At 64.4% G+C, this 22304-nt stretch carries 21 protein-coding genes and 2 tRNA genes; 12 read left to right on the top strand and 11 right to left on the bottom strand.

Going from position 1 to position 22304, the window contains the following annotated elements; translation table 11 throughout:
- The first annotated feature begins 3 nt into the window (after nt 1-3).
- Together MWU77_RS10430 and MWU77_RS10425 are read left to right on the top strand one after the other, a co-directional pair.
- Nucleotides 4-654 carry a response regulator transcription factor gene (locus MWU77_RS10430; protein WP_308198802.1) on the top strand — a complete coding sequence of 217 codons (651 nt, stop codon included), beginning with the start codon at nt 4-6 and terminating at the stop codon, nt 652-654.
- A gap of 146 nt (nt 655-800) precedes the next feature.
- A complete protein-coding gene (locus MWU77_RS10425) occupies nt 801-1772 on the top strand; it encodes an alpha/beta hydrolase family protein (protein ID WP_247273608.1) in 972 nt (323 codons plus the stop codon).
- A gap of 20 nt (nt 1773-1792) precedes the next feature.
- On the opposite strand, the gene MWU77_RS10420 is transcribed toward MWU77_RS10425, so the two are convergent.
- Together MWU77_RS10420 and hisC are read right to left on the bottom strand one after the other, a co-directional pair.
- The gene (locus MWU77_RS10420; protein ID WP_247273607.1) at nt 1793-3478 is read right to left on the bottom strand and encodes a bifunctional UDP-sugar hydrolase/5'-nucleotidase; all 1686 of its coding nucleotides are present in this window, start codon (nt 3476-3478) and stop codon (nt 1793-1795) included.
- Nucleotides 3479-3576: 98 nt separating this feature from the next.
- Nucleotides 3577-4656: a histidinol-phosphate transaminase gene (gene hisC / locus MWU77_RS10415; protein ID WP_169689301.1), complete on the bottom strand. Its 1080-nt coding sequence runs from the start codon at nt 4654-4656 to the stop codon at nt 3577-3579.
- 62 nt (nt 4657-4718) lie between these two features.
- Here hisC and MWU77_RS10410 point away from each other — a divergent pair, with 62 nt between their 5' ends.
- The 6 genes from MWU77_RS10410 to MWU77_RS10385 all read left to right on the top strand — a co-directional run bounded on the left by MWU77_RS10410 (nt 4719) and on the right by MWU77_RS10385 (nt 9139).
- Nucleotides 4719-5429 (top strand): dienelactone hydrolase family protein, encoded by a 711-nt coding sequence (locus tag MWU77_RS10410; protein WP_169689302.1) that lies wholly within the window; start codon nt 4719-4721, stop codon nt 5427-5429.
- A gap of 76 nt (nt 5430-5505) precedes the next feature.
- Nucleotides 5506-5597, top strand: a tRNA-Ser gene (locus MWU77_RS10405).
- Nucleotides 5598-5639: 42 nt separating this feature from the next.
- Nucleotides 5640-5712: transfer RNA gene (locus MWU77_RS10400), tRNA-Arg, on the top strand.
- Between the two features lie 138 nt (nt 5713-5850).
- Nucleotides 5851-7488, top strand: a complete 1638-nt coding sequence (locus tag MWU77_RS10395) for an NAD(P)/FAD-dependent oxidoreductase (RefSeq protein WP_169689303.1) — start codon at nt 5851-5853, stop codon at nt 7486-7488.
- Nucleotides 7485-8279: an SDR family oxidoreductase gene (locus tag MWU77_RS10390; protein ID WP_169689304.1), complete on the top strand. Its 795-nt coding sequence runs from the start codon at nt 7485-7487 to the stop codon at nt 8277-8279. The genes MWU77_RS10395 and MWU77_RS10390 overlap by 4 nt, the downstream gene beginning before the upstream one ends.
- A 2-nt stretch (nt 8280-8281) precedes the next feature.
- Complete coding sequence (locus tag MWU77_RS10385; RefSeq protein ID WP_247273606.1) at nt 8282-9139, top strand: mycofactocin-coupled SDR family oxidoreductase; 858 nt, start codon at nt 8282-8284, stop codon at nt 9137-9139.
- A gap of 32 nt (nt 9140-9171) precedes the next feature.
- On the opposite strand, the gene MWU77_RS10380 is transcribed toward MWU77_RS10385, so the two are convergent.
- On the bottom strand, nt 9172-9450 hold the full coding sequence (locus MWU77_RS10380; protein WP_247273605.1) for a hypothetical protein: 279 nt from the start codon (nt 9448-9450) through the stop codon (nt 9172-9174).
- A gap of 120 nt (nt 9451-9570) precedes the next feature.
- On the opposite strand from MWU77_RS10380, the gene MWU77_RS10375 reads away from it, so the two are divergent.
- The gene (locus tag MWU77_RS10375) at nt 9571-10260 is read left to right on the top strand and encodes a PadR family transcriptional regulator (RefSeq protein WP_169689305.1); all 690 of its coding nucleotides are present in this window, start codon (nt 9571-9573) and stop codon (nt 10258-10260) included.
- Here the strand turns inward: MWU77_RS10375 and MWU77_RS10370 are convergent.
- The 5 genes from MWU77_RS10370 to MWU77_RS10350 all read right to left on the bottom strand — a co-directional run bounded on the left by MWU77_RS10370 (nt 10242) and on the right by MWU77_RS10350 (nt 15467).
- Nucleotides 10242-11195 carry an alpha/beta hydrolase gene (locus MWU77_RS10370; RefSeq protein WP_169689306.1) on the bottom strand — a complete coding sequence of 318 codons (954 nt, stop codon included), beginning with the start codon at nt 11193-11195 and terminating at the stop codon, nt 10242-10244. The genes MWU77_RS10375 and MWU77_RS10370 overlap by 19 nt on opposite strands.
- A complete protein-coding gene (locus MWU77_RS10365) occupies nt 11192-11947 on the bottom strand; it encodes an IclR family transcriptional regulator (protein WP_169689307.1) in 756 nt (251 codons plus the stop codon). Before MWU77_RS10365 ends, MWU77_RS10370 begins: the two co-directional genes overlap by 4 nt.
- 180 nt (nt 11948-12127) lie before the next feature.
- Nucleotides 12128-13033 carry a biphenyl-2,3-diol 1,2-dioxygenase gene (bphC, locus tag MWU77_RS10360; protein ID WP_247273604.1) on the bottom strand — a complete coding sequence of 302 codons (906 nt, stop codon included), beginning with the start codon at nt 13031-13033 and terminating at the stop codon, nt 12128-12130.
- 41 nt (nt 13034-13074) lie between these two features.
- The gene (locus MWU77_RS10355) at nt 13075-14256 is read right to left on the bottom strand and encodes an acyl-CoA dehydrogenase family protein (protein ID WP_169689309.1); all 1182 of its coding nucleotides are present in this window, start codon (nt 14254-14256) and stop codon (nt 13075-13077) included.
- A gap of 32 nt (nt 14257-14288) precedes the next feature.
- Entirely contained in the window at nt 14289-15467 is a 1179-nt protein-coding gene (locus MWU77_RS10350) for a Rieske 2Fe-2S domain-containing protein (protein WP_169689310.1), read from the bottom strand.
- A gap of 144 nt (nt 15468-15611) precedes the next feature.
- Here MWU77_RS10350 and MWU77_RS10345 point away from each other — a divergent pair, with 144 nt between their 5' ends.
- Nucleotides 15612-16433 (top strand): class I SAM-dependent methyltransferase, encoded by an 822-nt coding sequence (locus tag MWU77_RS10345; RefSeq protein ID WP_169689311.1) that lies wholly within the window; start codon nt 15612-15614, stop codon nt 16431-16433.
- A gap of 14 nt (nt 16434-16447) precedes the next feature.
- Here MWU77_RS10345 and MWU77_RS10340 read toward each other — a convergent pair whose 3' ends face one another.
- Nucleotides 16448-17341 (bottom strand): TIGR03619 family F420-dependent LLM class oxidoreductase, encoded by an 894-nt coding sequence (locus MWU77_RS10340; protein ID WP_247273603.1) that lies wholly within the window; start codon nt 17339-17341, stop codon nt 16448-16450.
- Between the two features lie 281 nt (nt 17342-17622).
- Between MWU77_RS10340 and MWU77_RS10335 the strand changes: the two genes are divergently transcribed.
- Both MWU77_RS10335 and MWU77_RS10330 read left to right on the top strand, forming a co-directional pair.
- Nucleotides 17623-18855, top strand: coding sequence for an acyl-CoA dehydrogenase family protein (locus MWU77_RS10335; protein WP_247273602.1), 1233 nt, complete (start codon nt 17623-17625; stop codon nt 18853-18855).
- Entirely contained in the window at nt 18855-20003 is a 1149-nt protein-coding gene (locus MWU77_RS10330) for an acyl-CoA dehydrogenase family protein (protein WP_247273601.1), read from the top strand. The genes MWU77_RS10335 and MWU77_RS10330 overlap by 1 nt, the downstream gene beginning before the upstream one ends.
- 35 nt (nt 20004-20038) lie before the next feature.
- Here MWU77_RS10330 and MWU77_RS10325 read toward each other — a convergent pair whose 3' ends face one another.
- Together MWU77_RS10325 and MWU77_RS10320 are read right to left on the bottom strand one after the other, a co-directional pair.
- Nucleotides 20039-20452, bottom strand: coding sequence for a very short patch repair endonuclease (locus MWU77_RS10325; RefSeq protein ID WP_247273600.1), 414 nt, complete (start codon nt 20450-20452; stop codon nt 20039-20041).
- A gap of 23 nt (nt 20453-20475) precedes the next feature.
- Entirely contained in the window at nt 20476-21621 is a 1146-nt protein-coding gene (locus MWU77_RS10320; RefSeq protein ID WP_169689372.1) for a DNA cytosine methyltransferase, read from the bottom strand.
- Between the last annotated feature and the right edge of the window lie 683 nt (nt 21622-22304).

Here is a 22304-nt window from a genome sequence, read left to right as displayed (position 1 = left end):
GCCGTGCGAGTGGTCCTCGCCGAGGACGGCGCACTGCTGCGCGAAAGTCTTGCCGCGATGCTCGAGCGATTCGGGTTCGAGGTCGTCGCGTCGGTCCCGGACGCCGTGGCATTGGAAACGGCTGTCGCCGAGCACCGTCCGGACCTGGTCGTGACCGATGTGCGGATGCCACCGGGGTTCACCGACGAGGGGTTGCGTGCGGCAGTGGAATTGCGGCGAACCTACCCGGCGCTCGCCGTAGTCGCGCTGAGCCAGTACGTCGAATTGAGTTACGCCGACGAACTTCTGGGGGCAGACGGCGGGCGCGTCGGTTATCTGCTCAAAGATCGCGTGGTCGATGTCGAGGAGTTCGTCTCCACGCTGCGCCAGGTGGTTGCCGGTGGCACGGTGATCGATCCCATGGTCGTCCAACAATTGTTCCGGCGTCGGCGGGATCCGTTGGCACAGTTGTCGCCGCGCGAGCGTGAGGTGCTCGCCTTGATCGCAGAGGGACATTCGAACGCTGCTATCGCCGCTCAGTTGTTCATCACGGAGTCGGCAGTGGGCAAGCATGTCGGCAACATTTTCAACAAACTGGTACTGCCACCCACCGACGACACGAATCGTCGGGTACTGGCTGTGCTCGCGTATCTGCGTCGGAACGAGCTCGACTGAGAGGCCTTTTACGCCCGAATCGTCCGAGATGGGCTGAATTCGCACGATGTGCGGCGCCGACAACTAGGGTCGCTTCCAGTTGGCTTGACCCGGAGATGCCGGACGGGTTGAGATCGAACTCCGGTCGTCGGGGGACGAGGAGCTGTATGCACAAGAGGTCGATCGCCGCCTTTGCCGTGGCGCTGTTGTTACCACTGTCCGGACCTGCCGTCGGGCACACTCAGCCATCTCCACAGGCTGCGGTGATCGATCACACCGAGCGCATCACCGACAGCCGCACGGCACTGTTCGTGTTTTCGCCTTCGATGGGGAAGGTCGTCCAGGTCCAGGTGCTGCACCCGGCGTGGGACGGACCGCGCCCGACGCTGTATCTCCTCGATGGTGTCGGCGCGGGTGAAGAAAGCGAGTACCGCGAGAGCACCTGGACGAAGGAGACCGACATCGTCGACTTCGTTGCGGACAAGAACGTGAATGTGGTGCTCCCCGTGGGTGGAACGGGCAGTTACTACACCGACTGGCAGCAACCGGACCCGATCCTCGGGGTCAACCGGTGGGAAACGTTCCTCACCGAAGAACTCCCTCCGATCATCGACGCGCGGTTCAACGGCAACGGAACCAACGCGGTTGCCGGGCTGTCGATGGGCGCGACCGCAGCGATGATGCTGATCACCCGCAATCCGGATTTGTACGAGGGAGTGGCGGCGTTGAGTGGCTGCCTCGACACCCAGCAGGACTCGACCCGAAACTCGGTGCGCGCCACGGTCGTCTACAAGGGTGGAAACCCCGACAACATGTGGGGTCCGCCGGACGACCCGGATTGGGCTGCACACGACCCGTACGTCCACGCTGATCAGTTGCGCGGTAAGGAGGTGTTCATCAGCACCGGCAACGGACTGCTGGGTCCGCACGACTTCGCGGTGGCGAACGAGCCGATGTCGACGGGCGTCCCCCTCGAGATGGGTGCGTTCATCTGCACCCTCACCTTCGACCGCAGGCTCCGCGAGCTGCACATTCCTGCGACCGTTGTGTATCGACCGTGGGGCACGCACTCGTGGGCGTACTGGGAAGACGACATCAAGACGGCATGGCCCACGCTCGAGGATGCGCTCGGGCTCTGACGTCGAGGCGTCCGCGTAGGTCAGAAGAGGTGTATGCGGTCGCGGGAAGGGGGCCGGCTCGGGGTGGGGTTCGACAGGAACGTTGTCAGAGCCGTGAGTTCCTCGCCTGCCCCGACGCGCGACCGGGCTTCGGTGAAGACAGAGAATCCGTCGCTGCCACCGGCGAGGTAGTCGTTGACGGCAACGGAATAGATGGCTTCGAGGTCGAGGGGCGCACCTGAGACAGTGATGTCGCGGACTCGCTGTCCCGAGGGAGCCGACCTGTCGAGGGTGTAGTGCAGATTGTGCGACGGCGCCAGGATCCGCTCGAGCGCAGCGCCGGTGATATCTGTCTGGAACTGCTGTTCGAGAACCGCGGTGAGCTGAGCGCCGGTCATTTCGAGGACCTGGAGGAGATTTCCGAACGGCTGAACCCCATACGCCTCGCCGTAGGTGACGGCGCCGTCGTCGTCGAAGTACAGGTCGCCGCGGAGTCCGCCGGGGTTGGTCAAGGCGATCTGCGCTCCGAGGGGCGCGGTCGCTGCGAGTTGGGCGTCTGCGACGAGGTTTCCGAGTGACGATTCACCGCTGGGCGAGCGGTCGCGGGTGATGTCCGCTGCGATGTGCCCGACTTTCTGGGCGGCCGTGTCGGACGATCTGTCGGCAACCTCGGCAACGAAATCCTCGGTGCGCGGATCGGGCGTGATGTCGTGGGTGATCACCTGGTTGAACGCGACTGTCCGGTCGCGCACGACGTCGCGGGTGGCCCGGTCGATCATGATGTCTGCGACAGAGAGGATCCGCCCTCGTGAGGCGCCCTGCAGCACCGTGCGTTGCTGTCCGGAGGGGTCGGGATAGCTGCAGTTGAACTGTCCCTCGCCGTCGGAGGTGACGATGAGATCGACATGCGACGAGACGGTGGTGGTGACCTCCTTGGCGCGTCCGTTGTCGAGGCTGCACGGATCGGCGTCGCTGCCCGCGGCGATATCGCCCTTGTACAACAGGATGATGGAACGGATCCCGAGTGCGTCGAGAGTGTCGGCAGTGCGGTTCACCGCTTCGATCTCGTCGCCGAAATGCAGATTCTCGATCGAATCGCTGCGAATGTATTCGGGAGTGTTGCGGGGCAGGACCCCTATTGCAGCAACAGGAATTCCGTCTACATAGCTGACATCGAAGGGCAGTGCAGCCGGCGTGCCGTCGGCGGTCGTGACGTTGGCGCCGAGGAAGGGGAAGTCCGCGCCGTCGTAGGACTCGCTGAACCGGCAGCCGTCTTCCGGGTGACATCCACCGTCGCGTAGTCGTTGCAGCTCCGTGAACCCGTTGTCGAACTCGTGGTTGCCGAGAGCTGCGGCCGTGACATCGAGATCGTTGAGGAATTCGATTGTCGGTTCGTCGTGAAACATCGCCGATTCGATCGGCGACGAACCCCAGGAGTCGCCCACTGCATACAGCACCGAATCGTCGGCCTGTCCACGGAGCTGGTCGACGTATGAGGCGAGATAGGCGGCGCCGCCCGCGGGTACCGACTGGCCGTCCGAGCGAACCACTTCGCTCTGCGGGCCTTGCGGCGGCAGCAGGTTGCCGTGGAGGTCACCGAAGGTGATCAGACGCAGCGGCACCGCGTCGGGGGGTAGCGCTCCCGCATGTCCGATTGCGGCAGCGGTCACGGCGGAGAGCGCTGCGACGATGGACAGCGCGCGTCGCAGTGCAGCGCGTCCGCCCATCCGTTCCTCCGTGCTCGCCGGTCATTTCGACCGATCGAGTCTGACAGCGGCGAATAACGCGTCCGATACTCAGCGATAACGGTTGGGTCTCGCCAAGGTCAGGCGACGCCCGCGAGTTCCCGGCCCGCACCGGTCGCATAGGCCACGAACAGGTCGTTCTCGTGTGGATCGCCGATCGAGATCCGGACGCCTTCCCCTGTGAAGTTGCGCAGGATCACACCGGCCTCAGCGGCAGCAGCCGAGAACGCCGCCGATCTCTCGCCGAGCGGAAGCCATACGAAGTTCGCCTCGCTGGGCGGTACCACGTAGCCGGCCTCGATCAGAGCAGCGCGCACGCGTTCCCGTTCGGAGAGGACACCTTCGGTGCGTGCGAGCAATTCGCCCGCTGCCTCGAGCGATGCGATCGCGGCTCTCTGGGCGAGTGAGTTCACGGAGAAGGTCGTGTGGACCTTGCTCATCGCGACGATGATTTCCGGATCGGCGACGGCGTAGCCGACCCGGAGGCCGGCCAGACCGTAGGCCTTCGAGAAGGTCCGCAACACCACGACGTTGCGGCGCCCCGCAGCGAGCGAGATTCCGTCCGGGAGATCCTCGCCGGGGGCGGCGCGCATGTACTCGAAATACGCTTCGTCGAGGGCCACGACGATGTGGGACGGGACGGCGTCGAGGAACTGTTCCAATTCGTCCTTCCCGAGGCACGAGCCCGTCGGGTTGTTCGGATTGCACACGAAGATCAGCCGCGTGCGGTCGGTGATCGCCGCGAGCATGGCCTTCAGGTCGTGGCCGTGGTCGGGGGTGTTCGGCACCGGCACCGCAGTGGCGCCCGCGACCGCACAGACCACGGGGTAGGCCTCGAACGACCGCCACGAGTAGATGACTTCGTCGCCGTCGTTGCAGGTGATCTGCACGAGTTCCTGGCACAGGCTCACCGATCCGCATCCCACAGCGATACGGTCTGCCGACATGTCGAGACGTGCCGCCAGTGCAGCGATGAGCTCGGCGGAGCCATTGTCGGGATACCGGTTGACAGTGGCCGCTGCCTGCAGGATCGCGTCGAGAACACTGGGGAGCGGACCCAGGGTCGTCTCGTTGCTGGCGAGCTTCACCGCGTTCGGGACGGTGCGCCCGGGAACGTAGGCAGGAATCGAGGCAAGATCGGGGCGGGTACGCGGAGTCACCAGCCGATTATGCTCCCGAAGTTTGCATGCGCGACTCGGATGGTCGTGTCATCGTGGACACCATGCCGGAAATCAGCAAGGATGCTGCACCGTTGGCAGGGGACGCGGGTGAGTTGCCGCTCACCGTCGTTCGTCCGGACGTGACCCCCCGGGGCTGCATCGTGCTGCTGCATCGCGCGCGCGTGTTCTCGCCGGAACTCCTCGACTTCATGCAGGCGCTCGCCGACGAACGCTGGTTGATCGTGGCACCCGACCTCCACAGCCGAGGTCCGGGTTCCGACGAGGCCGCCCTGTTCGCAGAGGCGGCCCGCGTCAATGCTGACGCCACCTTCGCGTGGATCACCGATGTCGGCATCCGGATGGACATGGTCGGCCTCCTCGGCTTCGACGAGGCAGGGACCGCAGCGATGTGGGTCGGCACCACGCGGCCGGTCGGTGCAGTCGTCAGTGTCGCAGCGCCGGGCATCGTCGAGTCGTTGCGTCCCGTCGTCCCGCCACTCGTCGATCTGGTGAGGTCGCTGCGCGCGCCGTGGCTCGGCCTGTACGGCACCGACGACCCGAACACTCCCGGCGGTGAGGTCGAGCAACTCAGTGAATCCGCGAGCAAATCGGATGCGCCGACGCTCGTGGTGAGCTATGAGGGTCTCGAGCACCGTCCCGACGAGCCTCCGGTCGTGCATTCCGGCGTCGATCCGGACGAGGATCCGCGCGAGGCCGCGATCGTCGACGCGAGGCGCAGAATCTTCGACTGGTTCGACAGTAACCTCCGCTGATCAGGCGTTTTGCTTTTCTGTGGAGTGGTTGTGTAATGTTTTGCCCCGGCGGTTCGAGAGAATCGAAACCCCGCAAGGAGGCGTGCCAGAGCGGCCGAATGGGACTCACTGCTAATGAGTTGTCCCCCTTACAGGGGACCGGAGGTTCAAATCCTCTCGCCTCCGCCACGATGGTGTAGCGTCACCGTCGATAGAAAACTGAATACGCATGCGCCCGTAGCTCAACGGATAGAGCATCTGACTACGGATCAGAAGGTTAGGGGTTCGAATCCCTTCGGGCGCACAGCAGAAAGCCCCACCAGCAGTAACGCTGGTGGGGCTTTTCTTCGTCGATGGGGGCTCGACACCTTCCCTCCGTGAATGACCGCCCACCGGGAGAGCCCGTATCCGACCGATCGATGGTGTCTCTACCGTCGCGGCCATGACACAACCAGCAGATGTGGACGTCGTCGTGGTCGGCGCTGGTGTCGCCGGGATGTATGCGGTACACCGCTTCAATCGCGACGGGCTCTCGGTCCGCGGTTTCGAGGCAGGGGACGACGTCGGTGGCACGTGGTTCTTCAACCGGTACCCGGGCGCGCGGTGCGACGTCGAGAGCGTCGACTACTCGTTCTCGTTCTCGGACGAACTGCAGCAGGACTGGGACTGGAGCGAGAAGTACGCGACCCAGCCCGAGATCCTGCGCTATCTGAACCACGTCGCCGACCGTTTCGATCTGCGTTCCGCGTTCACGTTCGGTACGCGTGTGGTGTCGGCCGTGTACGACGAGGACAGCGTCGTGTGGGAGGTGAGCACTGACGGCGGTGAGCGGGTGCGCGCCAGGTTCTGTGTATTTGCCACAGGAAGCCTCTCGACTGCGAACACTCCAGCGATCCCCGGCAGTGACCGATTCGCGGGCTCTGTGTTCCACACTGCCGCCTGGCCGCACGAGGGTGTCGACTTCAGCGGCATGCGGGTGGGAGTGATCGGCACCGGTTCGTCGGGAATCCAGTCGGTTCCTGTGATCGCTGAGCACGCGGAACATCTGACCGTGTTCCAGCGCACCGCCAATTACTCGGTGCCCGCGGGCAATGCACCGTTGACCGATGAGCAGCGGCGTGAGCACAAGGCGGGGTACGCGGAGCGGCGCAGGTTGTCGCGGCTCAGCGGAGGCGGGTCCCCATTCCATCCGCATTCGAAGTGCGCACTCGAAGTCGACGAGGAGGAGCGTCGTGCCGCCTACGAGCAGCGCTGGAACATGGGTGGTGTCCTGTTCGCGAAGACCTTCCCCGACCAGACTTCGAACCTGGAAGCCAACGACACCGCCAGGGCGTTCGTCGAGGGGAAGATCCGCGCGATGGTCGACGACCCGGAGATCGCCGATCGTCTGATCCCGAAGGATCATCCGATCGGTACCAAACGGATCGTCACCGATTCGGGTTACTACACGACTTTCAACCGCGACAACGTCTCTCTCGTGGATCTACGGAAGACGCCGATCACCGAGATCACGGGCACCGGGGTTCGTACCACCGAGACGCATCACGATCTGGATGCTCTCGTCTACGCGACCGGCTTCGACGCCCTCACCGGCACACTCGACCGGATCGATATCCGCGGACGCGGCGACCGGAAGCTGCGCGAGCATTGGCAGGGCGGCCCACGGACCTATCTCGGACTGGGCGTCGACGGTTTCCCCAACCTGTTCCTCGTCACCGGGCCGGGCAGCCCGAGTGTGCTTGCGAACATGATCCTCGGAGCCGAGGACCACATCGACTGGATCGCCGACGCCATAGCCCACGTAGACATCAACGGCGACCGTGGTCTGGAAGCGCGTGCCGATGCTGTCGACCGGTGGCAGGCCGAACTGGCCGAGCGCGCCGACCGGACGCTGTTCCCACGCGCGGACTCCTGGTACACGGGAGCGAACATTCCCGGCAAGCCCCGCGGTTTCATGTTGTTCATCGGTGGATTCGCTTCCTACCGGGAGATTTGTGCGCGCGTCGCCGAAACCGGGTACGACGGATTCGACCTTGTCGGGAGTCGGAACTTCGACATCGTTGCGGCGGTGACCGAATGACGGGGCGTCTGGACGGCGCCGTCGTTGCGGTGACGGGTGCAGCCGGCGGCATGGGGACGAGTCACTGCGTCCGGATGGCGCAGGAGGGCGCAGACATCGTGGCACTCGATCTTGCCGGCACCGACATGGATTCGGTCGCCGACGCTGTCGGGTGCACCGGACAGCGATGCGTGACTGCCACGGTGGACGTGCGCGACCGGGCGGCGATGGCCGAGGCGATGGCGTCGGCGTCGGCGGCTCTCGGTCCGCTGACCGCCGTGGTTGCCAATGCCGGCGTCTACGACACGCCCGGTCCGGCGTGGACGATCGCCACCGATGACTGGCAGCGGGCACTCGATGTCAACCTCACCGGCGTGTGGAACACCGTGTCGGCCGCCGAGCCGCACCTGGCCGACGGAGGTGCGGTGGTGATCATCGCGTCCACTGCAGGTTCCAGAGCGATCGCGACGGCCGCGCCGTACAGTGCAGCCAAGCATGCCGTGATCGGACTTGCCCGCACCCTCGCGAACGAACTCGGTGGCCGGGGTATCCGGGTGAATACGGTGCAACCGGGGTCGGTACGCACGCCGATGATCATCGATCCGCGGGTGTTCGCGCGGCTACGCCCGGACATCGCCGACCCGACGGAGACCGACGCCGCGGCAGTCCTCGCCGCACGGAACATCCTGCCCGTCCCGTGGGTGGATCCGGTGGACGTGAGCAACGCCGTGGTGTTCCTCGTGTCGGATGAATCCCGCTACATGACCGGCACGTGCCTCCCGGTCGATGCAGGTTTGACGGAGAAGGTGTGAACGTGACGAAACCGAGTGTGCAGAAACGTAATGCGGGCAGGGTGCAGGGTAGGGTCGCGCTCGTCACGGGCGCGGCCCGAGGAATCGGGCGGGCGCAAGCGGTGCGGTTCGCCGAGGAAGGCGCGGACGTGATCGCGCTGGACCTGTGCGGCGCAGTGGAGTCGGTCGTGACTCCGCCGGCGAGCGTGGACGACCTCTCCGAGACCGCCGATATGGTTCGTGCCTGCGGCGCGAGAGTACGGACCGCGGTGGTGGACGTGCGAGATCGCGACGGTATGGCCGCTGCGGTCGACGAAGCTGTCTCCGAATGGGGCGGGCTCGACATCGTGTGCGCAACAGCGGGTATCACGTCGTCCGCGCCTGCCGTCGAGCTATCCGAAGAGCAGTGGCGCACGATGCTCGACGTGAATCTGACCGGGGTGTGGATCACGTGCGCAGTGACCGCCGAGCACCTCATTGCCCGCGGCGGTGGGGCGATGGTGCTGACGAGCTCGATCGCGGGTCTTCGGGGTCTGGTGGGCGTCGCCCACTACACCGCAGCGAAGCACGGTGTGGTCGGTCTCATGCGATCACTCGCGAAAGAACTTGCACCGCATGGAGTTCGGGTGAACACAGTACACCCGACAAATGTCGACACCCTGATGATCCAGAATCCGGCTGTGCGGGCGAAGTTCCGCCCGGACACAACAGAGCCGAGCAGGAAAGAGTTCGCCGAGGCGGCACGCACCATGAACCTTCTCGACGTGCCGTGGATCGAGCCGGTCGACGTGGCCAACGCTGCTCTGTTCCTTGCTTCGGATGAGGCCCGCTACATCACGGCGGTGGCGCTGCCCGTCGATGCCGGCAGCACTCAACGCTGAGCACATGACCTACATCGATGCCGGGCCGGTGGTCAGTGGTCTCCGGCGTCGACGCGGCTGAAGCGGACCGGTGGCGGATCGTGGCGCAGTGTCTCACCGATACGACCGGATTCGCAGGCGTCGTCGATCGCGCGCCGCAGCGACGGGCAGGTCGGGTTCCAGCCACCGGGCGTCTGCTCGTGGACGAGCTGAGGACACACCGTGCGCGCGGGCCACTGCACGCTCGTATGGGCTGCACTGAACTTTTCGACGAACACGGTGGTGCCGCAGCCGCACGACACGGGTTCCATATGATCAGGTCGTTCCATCATGCCTGGTCACGGTACGGACAGAGTGGTTCGGTGTGATCCCTCTCTCCCGCCCAGCGGACGTGTTCGCTCAGCGGTCGATGAGGTCCTCCGGTTCGCTAGGCGGTTGTTAGGCTCGGATGGATGTCGGATCACCCGGAATATGTCGAGCCTTCGTATCCGTCGCTACCTGCGACGAGCTGGGCTGTGCTCGGCATGCTCTCGTTCGGTGAGGAGCTGTCGGGCAACGATCTGAAGAAGTGGGCGGATTGGAGCATCGGCTTCTTCTATTGGAGCCCGTCGGTCAGTCAGGTGTACGGCGAGCTCAAGAAGCTGGAGAACATGGGACTCGTGGAGTCGCGCGCGGTCGCGGAGGCCGGTGTGCGCGGACGCCGGGTGTACAGCGTCACGGCAGCGGGCAAAGACGCGGTCGGGGCATGGTCGCGTAGCGCCCCGGTGGAAATCCCGGTCCTCAAGCACGGCGTGATGCTTCGAATGTGGTTGGGTCACCTCAACGACCCCGAACATCTCAAAGAGCTTGTCCGAGCTCACATCGACAACATGGAAGAACTGCGCGATCGCGCGGCACTGCACGCCGAGCATTCGTCGCGCGAGCCGGCGTGGGCATTTCCCCGCATGAGCTTGCAGTGGGCGGTCCGCTACTTCGATGCGGAGATCGAACTGTCGCGTACTCTTTTCGATGAGATCGACCAAGCAGCAAGAGAGTTCGAGCAGGCCCGCCTCACCGTCTCGGGCAGCATAGTGCCGCTCGACCCGGGATCGTGGCGCAGTGTCGAGGAGATCGTGATCGGACTTCAGCGCGGGAGCGAATGAGAACGGGCCGGGGTGAGAATCTTCCGGAATGCCGCCCAGACGGCGTCGGCGGCCGCGGTGCTTTCAGCGAGCGACGGAAACGACAGGAATCCGTGGAACAGTCCTGGAAAATCCAAGTGCCGCACCGGAACGGAATCCGAGCGTAGCCGCTGCGCGTAGGCGACCCCTTCGTCGTGCAACGGGTCGAGGCCCGCTGTGACCATCACGGCCTGGGGGAGGCCGGTGAGCGTATCGGCGCGCATCGGTGACACGTCTGCTGTGAGTGCGCCGCCTGGTGCGTATTGCTGCCAGTACCACTGCATTGCTGCGCGCGTGTTGTAGTAACCGTCGGCGTAGCGTCGGTAGCTGTCGGTGCCGAAGTCGTCGTCGATCACCGGATACAGCAGTGCTTGTGCGCGCAGATGTGGCCCGCCGCGGTCTCGTGCTGTTATGGCCACCACCGCGGCGAGGTTTCCGCCTGCGCTGTCGCCCGCGACTGCCAGCCGCGCCGGATCGGCGCCGAATTGCGGTGCACGGTCGTGGGCCCATTCGAGCGCGAGATACACATCTTCTGCGGCCGCTGGGGCCCGATGCTCCGGGGCGAGCCGATACTCGACCGAGACCACGACGGAGGCGGTGGCATTGCACATTGCTCGGCAGATCCCGTCGTGCGAGTCGAGATCGCAGAACACGAACCCGCCGCCGTGCGCGAATACGATCAGCGGGGTGGGTGCGGACGTGTCGGGCACGTAGACACGCACTCGTACTCCGGAGCCGATTCGGTGGTCCTCGATGCGGCCGACAGGCTGGGGCGACGGATTCGGTGCGCGGCGTGCGGCCACCGCTGCGCGGGCGGCCAGGCCGGTCATGGTGTGCACTGCGGGAAAATTCGCATTCAGTGTGTCGAGCATCGCGCGGACCGGCGGTGAGGGGGACGTGTGCGGGGCGTCGGTCATGCCGGCTCCATGACCCGGTGCGTACTCCACGCCCGGTTCCGGCCGAGGACGGGGGAGACACCGACGAGTTGGTCCTGGTAGTCGCGCCAGATTCGGGTGGCGGCGGCACGCACAGGGTTGGCGAGGCGATGATCGAACGGCATCGAACGTACCGGACCGCACACCGAGATGGCCGCAACAGGATCGTGTTCCGGTCCGATCGACGCTGCGACACAGCCGAATCCGCGCAGCGATTCTTCCTTCTCGAAGGCGAAGCCCGATTCTCGTACTCGTACGAGATCGGCGTCGTCGAGTGCGGTGGCGGCGAGCATCGCCTTACCCGCCGCGGTGTGCCGTGCCGGCCGGCGGCCCCCGACCCTGGTGGGTACCGACCCGGCGAGGCGTCCACCGATCTTCTCGAGATAGACGATGTCGGTGTCGTCGAGTACGGCGAGATGGACGACGCAGCCGGTCATCCGATGCAGTTCGTGCAGGACGGGGACGGCTGCGCGGTGCACTCGGTCCTGCTCGAGCGCGATCGATCCGAGTTCGATCAGCCGCATGCCGAGTTCGTAGTCACGCCCGTCGCGTCGCAGCCAGCGCATTCTGACCAGCTGATCGAGCATGCGGTGCGCCGACGAGCGCGGAAGCCCGGTGCGGCGGACGACGCCCGACAGGGTCAACCGTCCGGGTCCGTCGAAGGCGTCGAGGACCGAGGACAGTCGATCGAGGGTTGCTGTGGGCACGGGCGGGTGCGAGCTTTGAACGGTCACGGATGCTCCCTTGCGATCACCAAGCGAATGTGTAGCTTGACGTGGCAATTTCTAATCGAAATAGTGGCACATTCGTTGCGCGAAGGGAAGGGCATTCGTGAATTCGGTCACAAACATGCAGGCCCCGCGGTTCCGGTGGGAACCGCGGGGCCCGCCGACACGTCCCGGTGCGGGATCCGCCTACATCGCCGCCAGCGGCTCGCTGCCCGACCAGTCGTGACCCCAGTAGCTGTCGGCGGTGATCTCTTCCGAGCTGTAGTGCGCCTCGTCGACCTTCATCCCCTCGGTACCGAACTCGATGTCCCAGCCGCCGGGTGCGCGGGTGTAGAACGAGACCATCTTGTCGTTCGTGTGCCTGCCGAGAGTCGACGAAACGGAGAACCCGTCCTTCACGACACGGTCGAGCGCCTGGCCGACGGCGTCGAGTGAATCCACCTCCACCATCACGTGGATCAGTCCCGGCGCGCCCCCGTGCGCGGCGGGGCACAGCGCGAGACTGTGATGGCGCTCGTTGATGCCGAGGAACCGGATCCTCATCGGCCCGACCTCCGGCGGAGTGGGCAGACGGAAGGCGCCGCGGGGCAGGAAGCCGAGGGTCTTCGTGTAGAACTCGAATGACGCGTCCGGATCGGTGACCGGCAGTACCACATGGCCGAGCCCTTGCGTTCCGGTGACGAAACGTGCGCCGAACGGTGTGACCACCGGCGAGTGATCGAGAACAGCGCCATGGAACACCTCGAGGACCGCACCGCTCGGATCCTGGAACGTGATCACCTCCTCTACGCGCCGAGCGTCGGCCTCCTCGAGAGACAACCGCTTGACGGGGACACCGGCGAGTTCGAGTTTCTCGGTCACGCGCTGCAGCGCAGCATGATCACGTACCTCCCAGCCCACGGCGACAACCTCGTCCGTGTCACCGGGAACGACCACGATGCGTGCGGCGCGTTCGTCCATCCGCAGATACAGCGCGTCGGGGTCGGGTCCGGAACCGGGCGCGAACCCGAGGACGTCGAACGCGAACGTTCGCCAGCGGTCCATATCGTTCGTCTGGACCGTCACGTAGCCCAGAGCTTTCAAATCCGGCATCGAAAAATGCCCTTCCGATGAGATGAGTATGAGTGGGTCGGTCAGATCATTGCCCGCAGAGGACCTTGTGGTTCGACACCGAGGCGACTGAGCGACGACGCGTGGAAGACCGTGCTCGGCACGTGGATCGCGTGGTGCAGTCCGGCGTGCGCATCGCGCCAGAAACGCTGCAGGGGCTTGTCCATGCGCAGAGCGTTGCCGCCGCAGCGGGGGTAGATCTTGTCGATCGCGTTCACCGCACGCCACGCGGCCTGCACCTGGGTGCGCCGCCCCTCGGCGCGCTGCGCGAACGTCGGTGTCTTCCCGGAATCGACGAGGTCCCACATCCGGTCCACGTTCGCCAGCAGTGTGTCGCGGGCGGCCTGCAGGTCGGCGACGGCTTCGGCGATGGCGAACAGGGTGTAGGGGTCGTCCTTGATCGCGGTACCCTGCGCGTTGATCCGGTCACCCTGATACACCTCGGCGTGATGGACCATTCCCTCGGCGATGCCGACGGTCGCGGAGGTGATGCCGAGGGGGAACATCGTCGACCACGGCATGAGATAGAGCGTCTCGGTGCGCCCGTATCGGCGTACCGCGGTTCCGTCGATCACCTCGTCGCAGTCCATGACCCGGTAGTCCGGAACGAATGCGTTCTCGACCACGACGTCCTTGGACCCCGTACCGCGCAGTCCCATGGTGTCCCACGAGTCCTCGATGATCGTGTAGTCGGTGCGCGGGATGATCACGTGGAGCATGCGCATCGGTTCTTCGGGCTTGCCGTCCGGTGTGCAGGCCAGAGCACCGAGGAACGCCCAGTCGCAGTGGTCGGTGCCCGAGGAGAACTGCCAACGTCCGGAGAACGTGTAGCCGCCGTCGACCGGTACGCACAGTCCGCCCGGCATGTACGGCGACGCCATCCACGTGTTGTCGTCCTCGCCCCACACCTCTTCCTGTGCACGCGGATCGGCGAATGCCAGCTGCCACGGATGGACGCCGACGATGCCGTGGATCCATCCGGCCGACGGATTCAGCGACGCCGTGCGCATCACCGTCTCGGCGAATTCACGAGGATGTGCCTCGTGGCCGCCGTATTGCTTCGGCTGAAGCATCTTGATCGAGCCGGCTTCCTTCATCCGCTTGGCCGTTTCGTCGGCGAGCTTGCCGATGCGCTCGGCTTGCTCACCTTCGATGAACAATTCGTCGGCCATCGCATCGACGCGGTTCAATACTTCGTAAGTCATCGGGTGTTCCTGTTCCTGCTGCGGGCGCCGGGTCAGGGCGCGGTGGAGTTGATGACGCGGCCGGCGGCGATGTTCTCGTCGACTTCCTGACGCCAGTTGGAGACCGCCCGGGTGGTGTCGATTTCGAACTCGAAGCGCGTCGTCATGTCGTCGGTGACGTCGGCGGCGTCGACGTAGAACTGCTTGTACCAGCGACGGAGCTGATAGACCGGGCCGTCTTCCTCGGACAGTAGCGGATTGTCGATCGGGGCCTTGTTCTTCCAGATCTCGACGTCCTGTTCGAATCCGAGCTGTACACCGTCTGCGAACTGGGCGGCCATACCCGCGGCTGCGTCGTCGGACAATCCGGGCAGCTTCTTCACGATTGCGCCGTACTGCAGCACGAATTCGTCGTTGCTCACGGGATAGTGGCAGTTGATCAGCACGGTGTTGATGGTCATCCCGTTGGCCTGGGATTCGAGCCAGTCGATCATGTACGACGGCCCGAAGTAGGTGGCTTCGGACTGCAACTCGGCGTTGGGATCGTCGTAGTTGGTGCCGACGATGACGTCCTCGCGTCCGGTGGAGCGCATGTACTGCGTGGCGGTGTGTCCCTCGAACACGTTCTTGAAATAGCGCGGGAACGAGTAGTGCACGTAGAAGAAGTGCGCCATATCGACGACGTTGTCTATGATCTCCCGGCAGTGGGAACCCTTGATGCGGATGGTCTTCCACGACCAGTCCGTCCATTCATCGGTGCCGTAGCCCTCGATGTGCGGAATCGTCACGTCCGCCGGCGGCGGGTTTCCTTCGGGGTCGTTCCATATGAACAGCTGACCGTTGCGTTCGAGAGTGGTCCACGCTCTGGTGCGGGCCAAGGGCGGGACCCGGCGAGCGTAGGGAATGTCGCTGCATTTGCCTTTGCCGTTCCAACGCCAGTCGTGGAATGGGCATGCGATCGAGTCGCCCTTGATGGTGCCCTGTGCCAGGTTGCCGCCCATGTGCCGGCAGTATGCGTCGAGAACGTTGAGGTTCCCCTGGCTGTCGGCGAATACCACGACGCTGGTGCCGAAGATGTCGATCTGGTGGGGCTTGCCGTCGGCGAGGTCGCGAATCAGTCCGATGCAGTGCCATCCGCGTGCGAATCGCTCCGGGGGAGCGGCTGCTTCGATGACGCGGATTTCCTCATCGTTCGAGGTGGGTGTGTCGGGTTGGCTGGAGAGTGCGGTCATGCAGGCCTCCGGGGGTGGGCTGTGAATGTGATGCATTGCATGGTCCGGAGTGAGGAGAAGTGAATGGAACGGTGGCTCCCGCTGGGCGGACGGAAATTCACAGAAGGCATTTCGAATTAGGTTTCCCTAACCTATATTGGGCTGATGGGTGACTCCGTCTCGCTCGGCGAAATTCAGGAAACGCTGCTGATCCCGCTCTACGGACGGGCGCTCGACGCGCGTCGCCGTCACAGCGTGCTCGGCGACCGCAGGGCCGCTGAGCTCGTCGACACCCTCGACTACGACTTCGCCAAGTTCCGCGGTCCGTCGCTGTCGGGATCGGTGCTGCGTGCGTCGATCTTCGACGGCTACGTGCGCAGCTTTCTCGCCGAACATCCCGACGGCACAGTCGTAGATCTCGGATGCGGGTTGTCGACAAGATTCGAACGACTCGACAACGGTCGCGTGCGCTGGTTCGATCTCGACGTCCCCGACACCATGGAACTGCGCAGGCGTTTCTTCTCCGATTCGGACCGCTACACGACGATTGCGGGTTCGCTCTTCGATACCGACTGGTTCGAGCAGGTCATGGAGCGTGGCGGGCCGGTCTTCCTGCTGAGCGAAGCGGTACTCCTGTACTTTCCGGCGGATCAGGTGCACACGGTGCTCGAACGCATCGTGGAGGAATTCCCCGGGGCCGGTATCGCATTCGACACGGGTGGCCGGGCAATGATGAACAGCCAGGACCGCAATCCGGTCTTCAAAGCGGTGCCCGCCCGGATGGTGTGGACGTGCGATGAGCCGCACGCGCTCGAACCCCTCGGATTGACGTTGCTCGAATCGAGGACGTTCGCGTCACCCCAATCCGAGGTGGGGCGTACGTGGCCGCTGCGGTACCGGTTGGGACTCAAAGTCTTGCGCTATCTGGTGCCGCCGCCGGTGACCACGTACAAGCTCAACCGTTTCGAGACGGCGCCGGCGAAGTAGGGGACGGGGCTCGTTCAGGTCAGCCGGTCGATGATCTTCTCCCGGAAGTCGTCGATGGGGGCCCGGTAGCTTTCTGCGCTGCCCAGTAGATGGTTGTGGTCGCCGGAGTGCGTGCGCTCCCAGTTCGCCCACGGCGACACCATCACACCGGTGACGCCGATCTTCTCGGCCTGTTTGTACAGTTCGAGGGACGGGGTGTCGCGCAGTCCCATGATGATGTCGAACGGTTCGTGCTCGCGACCGTACTCGCGTCGGAGATCGTTGATGCGCCGGATCCATTGCTCGGCGTCGTCGAGGGTGTAGGCGGTGCCGACCCAGCCGTCGCAATATCGCGCGGCCCGCCGCAGGGCTGCCTTCGATTCTCCGCCGCACAGGATCGGCACCGGCTCGGGCGGATGAGGCTCGATCATCATCTCGGGAATGTCGTAGTACTCGCCCTTCCACGACACCCAACCGCCCTTCCAGAGTTCGCGTAGAGCCTGGATCATCTCGTTGAGTCGTGGGCCGCGGTTGTCGAAGTCCTGGCCGAGGAGTTCGAATTCTTCGCGCATCCAGCCAGCGGACAGACCGATCGAGACGCGTCCGCCGGCGATCGTCGCAGCGGTGCCGATCTGCTTTGCTACCTCGATGATGGGGCGCGAGGGGGCGATATAGACGTTATTGCCGAAGTGCAGGTTCTCGGTGACGGCAGCCATGGCGCCGACCAGTACCCAGGCGTCCGGCCATTCGGTGTCGGCAGGCCAGAACATTTTTCCGCTTTCGTGGCCCGGGTACACCGTCTTCATTTCCTTGGGGAAGACGAGGTGGTCGGAGACCAGTATGCCGTGGAACCCTGCTTGGTCGAGCATCCGTGCGACCGCAGGCATCTCTGCGGTCTTCATGAACGCTGTGCCGCTCCAGAACTTCATGTACTTGACTCCCTGTCTGATGCGCCCACCTTGCGAGACGCTAAATCTCCGTGATGAGAGTCACTATAGGTGAATTTGAGAATGATGTTCTACACCTCGTGGGCATCTGCTAATTACGTGAATGCCGGGTCGCACCTATCCGGTCGGTCGTATCTGTTTCCGCGTTCACAGATGTCCTGTTGACGTTCGGGTACGTGCGCCAGTAACCTCCGTTTCATCCTGATAAGTTAACGTAGATTCGCACGAATCGGTTGCGGCTAGCGACCCTGCTGGGAGACAACATGGAACTTGCGTGGTCAGCGGCCGAAGCCGCCTTCAGAGACGAGGTCCGCTCGTTTCTCGACGAGAAGCTGACACCCGAATTGCGTCGTGCAGGAACGCTTGCGACGAGCGTGTATTCCGATCACGAGGCGAGCATGGAGTGGCAGCGCATCCTGCATGAACGTGGTTGGGCTGCTCCCGCGTGGCCCGTCGAGCATGGGGGCTGCGACTGGACGCAGACTCAGCATTACATCTTCGGCCGCGAATCGGTCCTCGCCGGCGCTCCGACGCTGTCGCCCATGGGGATCAGGATGGTCGCGCACGCGATCATCGCCTACGGAACCCAGGAACAGAAGGACTACTTCCTCCCCGGAATTCTCACCGGCGAGGTGTTCTTCTGCCAGGGCTACTCCGAGCCGGAGTCCGGGTCGGATCTGGCGTCGCTCACGATGGCGGCGGTCGACGACGGGGACGACCTCGTCGTGACCGGCAGCAAGATCTGGACGACACACGCCACCGAGGCGAACTGGATGTTCGCGCTCGTGCGCACGACGAAGTCCGAGAAGAAGCAGCACGGAATCACGTTCGTGCTCATCGACATGTCGACGCCGGGCATCGAGATCCGTCCGCTGGTGATGACCTCCGGTGAAGAGGTGCAGAACCAGGTCTTCTTCGACGAGGTGCGGGTACCCAAGAGCAATGTCCTCGGAAAGATCGACGAGGGATGGTCCGTTGCCAAGTACCTGCTGGTCTTCGAACGTGGTGGTGCAGCAGCCGCACCTGCCCTGCAGGTGATGGCCGAGAGGATCGCGACCGCCGCAGCGGAGCAACCAGGCCCGGCCGGCGGCACACTCATCGACGATCCCGCGTTCTCCGCTGCGCTCGCGGAGGCGCGCATTCGCACCGAAGTCCTCGAGATCCTCGAATATCGCACGCTGGCAGCATTGTCGGCAGGTAAGGACCCGGGGCCGGCGTCGTCGATGCTCAAGGTACTCGGCACCGAACTCAGCCAGACGATTACGCGGCTCACTCTCGAGGCAGCCGGTCCTCGCGGCCGCGTCTACCAGCCGCACGCGACGAAGCCCGGCGGCCCGGTCGCGGATTTCGTGCCGCCCAGCGACGACTACGTCAGTGGCGACGAATGGCAGGCGGTCGCGCCGTTGCGCTACTTCAACGACCGCGCGGGATCGATCTACGCCGGTAGCAACGAAATTCAGCGAAACATTCTCGCCAAAGCAGCATTGGGGCTCTGATGGACTTCGGTTTGAGCAAGGAGCAGGAGCTCCTTCGTGATTCGGTCGCCAAATTCCTCGCGAGCCGGTACGACCTCGGCCGCAGCCGGAAGGCCGCGACCACGGGAGCGGGCTGGCAGCCCGAGGTGTGGCGCGCATTCGCCGACGAACTCGGCATCCTGGGTGCGACTCTTCCCGAAGACGTCGGTGGCATGGGTGGCGGCCCGGTCGAACTCATGGTGGTGGCGGAAGAACTCGGCCGGGCGCTCGTCGTCGAGCCATACGTCGACACAGTGGTTCTCGGGGGCGGACTTCTCGGACGCGCAGGGGGCGACCGCGCGAAGTCCGCCCTCGAACGGATAGCGGCCGGCGACGCCGTCACCGCGTTCGCGGCCACCGAGGCGACTTCCGGATACGTACTGCACGACGTCACCACGACAGCGCGGCGGGACGGCGACGAATGGGTGCTCGACGGCGCCAAGATCGTGGCGGGCAGCGCGCCGCTGGCCACCCACCTTCTCGTCACCGCGCGTACCGAGGGCGACCGATTCGATACCGACGGGATCTCACTGTTCCTGCTCGAGTTCGACGCCAGCGCTCCTCCCGCCGGTGTGGAGGTCCATTCGTATCGGACGATCGACGACCGCCGCGCAGCCGACCTCGAGTTCACCGGGCTGCGACTACCCGCGGATGCACTGTTGGGCGAGAGAGGCAAGGCCTGGAGTGCAATCTCCAGGACTGTGGACGAGGCGATCACGGCGGTCGCCTCGGAATCCGTCGGACTGATGCGCAAAGTACTCGCCGACACCGTCGACTACTGCAAGCAGCGTCAGCAGTTCGGCCAGCCCATCGGCAGTTTCCAGGTCCTGCAGCATCGTATGGTCGACATGTACATGGAGCTCGAACAGGCTGTTTCTGCGGTGTACCTTGCGGTGTTGCACCTCGGTTCCGACGACGCAGACAGGGCTCGCGCAGTCTCTGCTGCGAAGGCGACAACCAGCCGTGCGGCAAGGTTCATCGGCCAGAACGCAGTCCAGTTGCACGGTGGGATGGGCATGACCGAGGAACTTGCCGTCGGCCACTACTTCAAGCGGCTGACGGCAATCGAGTACGAGTTCGGTAGCGCCGAACAGCACATCGCTCGATACGCAGAGCTGGTCAAGCCGTAACCACAGCGTCGGCGGCCTACCGTGAGGGCATCTCCCTACTCGAGAGAGCTCTGGACACGGTCGGCCGCCGTCGTCGCATCTTCGTGTTCCCATACCCGCACGACGGTCCACCCCGCCTCGGTCAGACGTGCATCCGTGTCGCGGTCGCGTCGAACATTCGCCGCGAGTTTCGCGTCCCACCACTCGGCATTGTTCTTCGGGGCGGTCGCATGTAGCGGACACCGGTGCCAGAAGCACCCGTCCACATAGACAGCAACGTGTCGCCGGGGGAAGACCAGGTCGGCGCGGCGTCGCATGCCTGCTATCGGGGCGCGATCGACGAAGAACCGCAGCCCGCGTCGGTGTAGCTCCCGGCGGAGCGCAATCTCGGGTGCCGTGTCGCGGCGACGCTGCCTGCTCATTCGCGCGCGCGTGCGAGCATCGGTGGGCGGCCGGTCGGACGACGCCATACGAACCCCCTGTGCTCGAATCCCTACGCGGCGACGGTCGGGAAGCCACCCATACGGTCGAGATGATTCTCGACGTCGTCGAGGAATCCCGGAGGAAAGCGCAGTTTGCCGGAGCGGGCGCGGCGCAGGAACCCGGCGGTCGCTCTGGCGGACAGCAACCGGGACTCGTCGAGGAACCCGCCGAGATCCTCGTACGGAGCGTGGACCGGCCACAGTGATTCGTGGACCCGGAAGGTCTTGCCCTGCATCCCCCAGGCCGCGCTCGGCCAGGCGTCGCCCGTTGCCAGCGGCGTCTCGTGGTCGGGGGAGTATTCGATCCGATGGCTGAGGCGGTGACCGACCCACGACGCCATCCGTACGCTCACTGCATTGCCGACGAGCCGCCACCGATGTCCGGGCCGGACGCCGGGGGCCTGGATGGCCGGTGCCGTCCAGTCGGGGTCGAAGCCCTGGAGCCGTTCGGCGTCGATCAGGCCGGGGGTCACGATCTCTCCCGACGGCAACCGCACGGCCGGTGGACTTGCGATACCCAGCGTCGAGCCGCCCTTGAGAGTGGGGACTGCGTTGATCGCCCACCCGAGGCCGCGGACACCCTCTGTCCAATAGAACCCGCACGGATAGAGATCGGGATTGCCTTCGATGGGCATGCCGGCGTCCTCGCCGAACAGCACGGTCCGAGGATCCTCGGTACGAGAGGCGACCATCAGCACACGCTGCCGGCGCTGCGGTAGACCGAATGCGCGAGCGTCGACGACGCGGTACGCCCACATGTACCCGAGGTCGCCCAGCGCGTCGGTGATGTGCCGCATCGCAGCACCCCGGCCGAGCTGCAGCATGAACGGCACATTCTCGATGACCAGCCAGCGGGGACCGTTCTTCCTCTTCACAAGCCGGAAGACCTCATCGACGAGGCTGGACTTCGACCCGGTGATCCCCGCGGTCCGGCCGGCCTGAGAAAGGTCCTGGCAGGGGAAGCCTGCCGCCACCAGTTCTGTGTTCTGGGGAAGAGAGCGCAGACGCGTCACATCAGGGTGCAGAGGAGTGTCCGGAAACCGCGCGCGGAGGACAGCCTGTGCTCCGGGGTCCACCTCGCACAGAAGCTCGGTGTTCCATCCGTGCTCCGTCAGCCCCAGCTCGAGGCCACCGATTCCGGCGAACAACCCGACCATGTTCCCCGTCGACGTCACGGCACCCTTCCTCGCTCGGCTCAAACGAAGACGTTACTCGAGAGTGGTACTGATCCGTGAGTCGACGCATGAACACGGTGTCGTTCCGGAACAAGCGCCTGCCCGATGCTCCGGTCCTTCGCCGGCCGATTCGGTGCCGATGATGGTGCGCTTCCGCACGAAAACTCCGTTGACCTGGCGATTTGGTGTTCCGGCAGGTCCTCGCGTAACTTATTCCAGGTCAGAGCGACACGGACACCGACCCGGACCGCAAGGTCAGGGACAACGAGGTTGGACGAAGACGCCTGAATTTCACTGGTACGACACCTTCTGGTAAGGTTTCGCACCGCCCCTGGTTCCGAACACCACACGGATTTGCGTCCGTGAGTGAAACGAACTAGGCTGGAACAGTTGCCTCGGAACGAGCCGGATGATGTCCGGTGAGTGATGATGTGTGCGTGTTCTTTGAGAACTCAACAGTGTGCCGATGAATGTCAGTGCCAAATTTTTTTGGTGCGATCACCGAAATTGTTTCGGTGATCGAATTGTGCTGATCATCACATTCTTCCGTCTGTGGTGGTCAGTGTTTTGCTAGTTTGAGTTTTTTTGCTAGTGATTTGGCTCGATGTCTTTGACTGATTGACTCTTTCGGGAGTGAAATCAAGAGTCTTTAACGGAGAGTTTGA

This window comes from Rhodococcus sp. F64268, assembly GCF_023015605.1.
Taxonomy (GTDB): domain Bacteria; phylum Actinomycetota; class Actinomycetes; order Mycobacteriales; family Mycobacteriaceae; genus Rhodococcus.
This window is presented reverse-complemented; position numbering and strand designations above follow the sequence as displayed.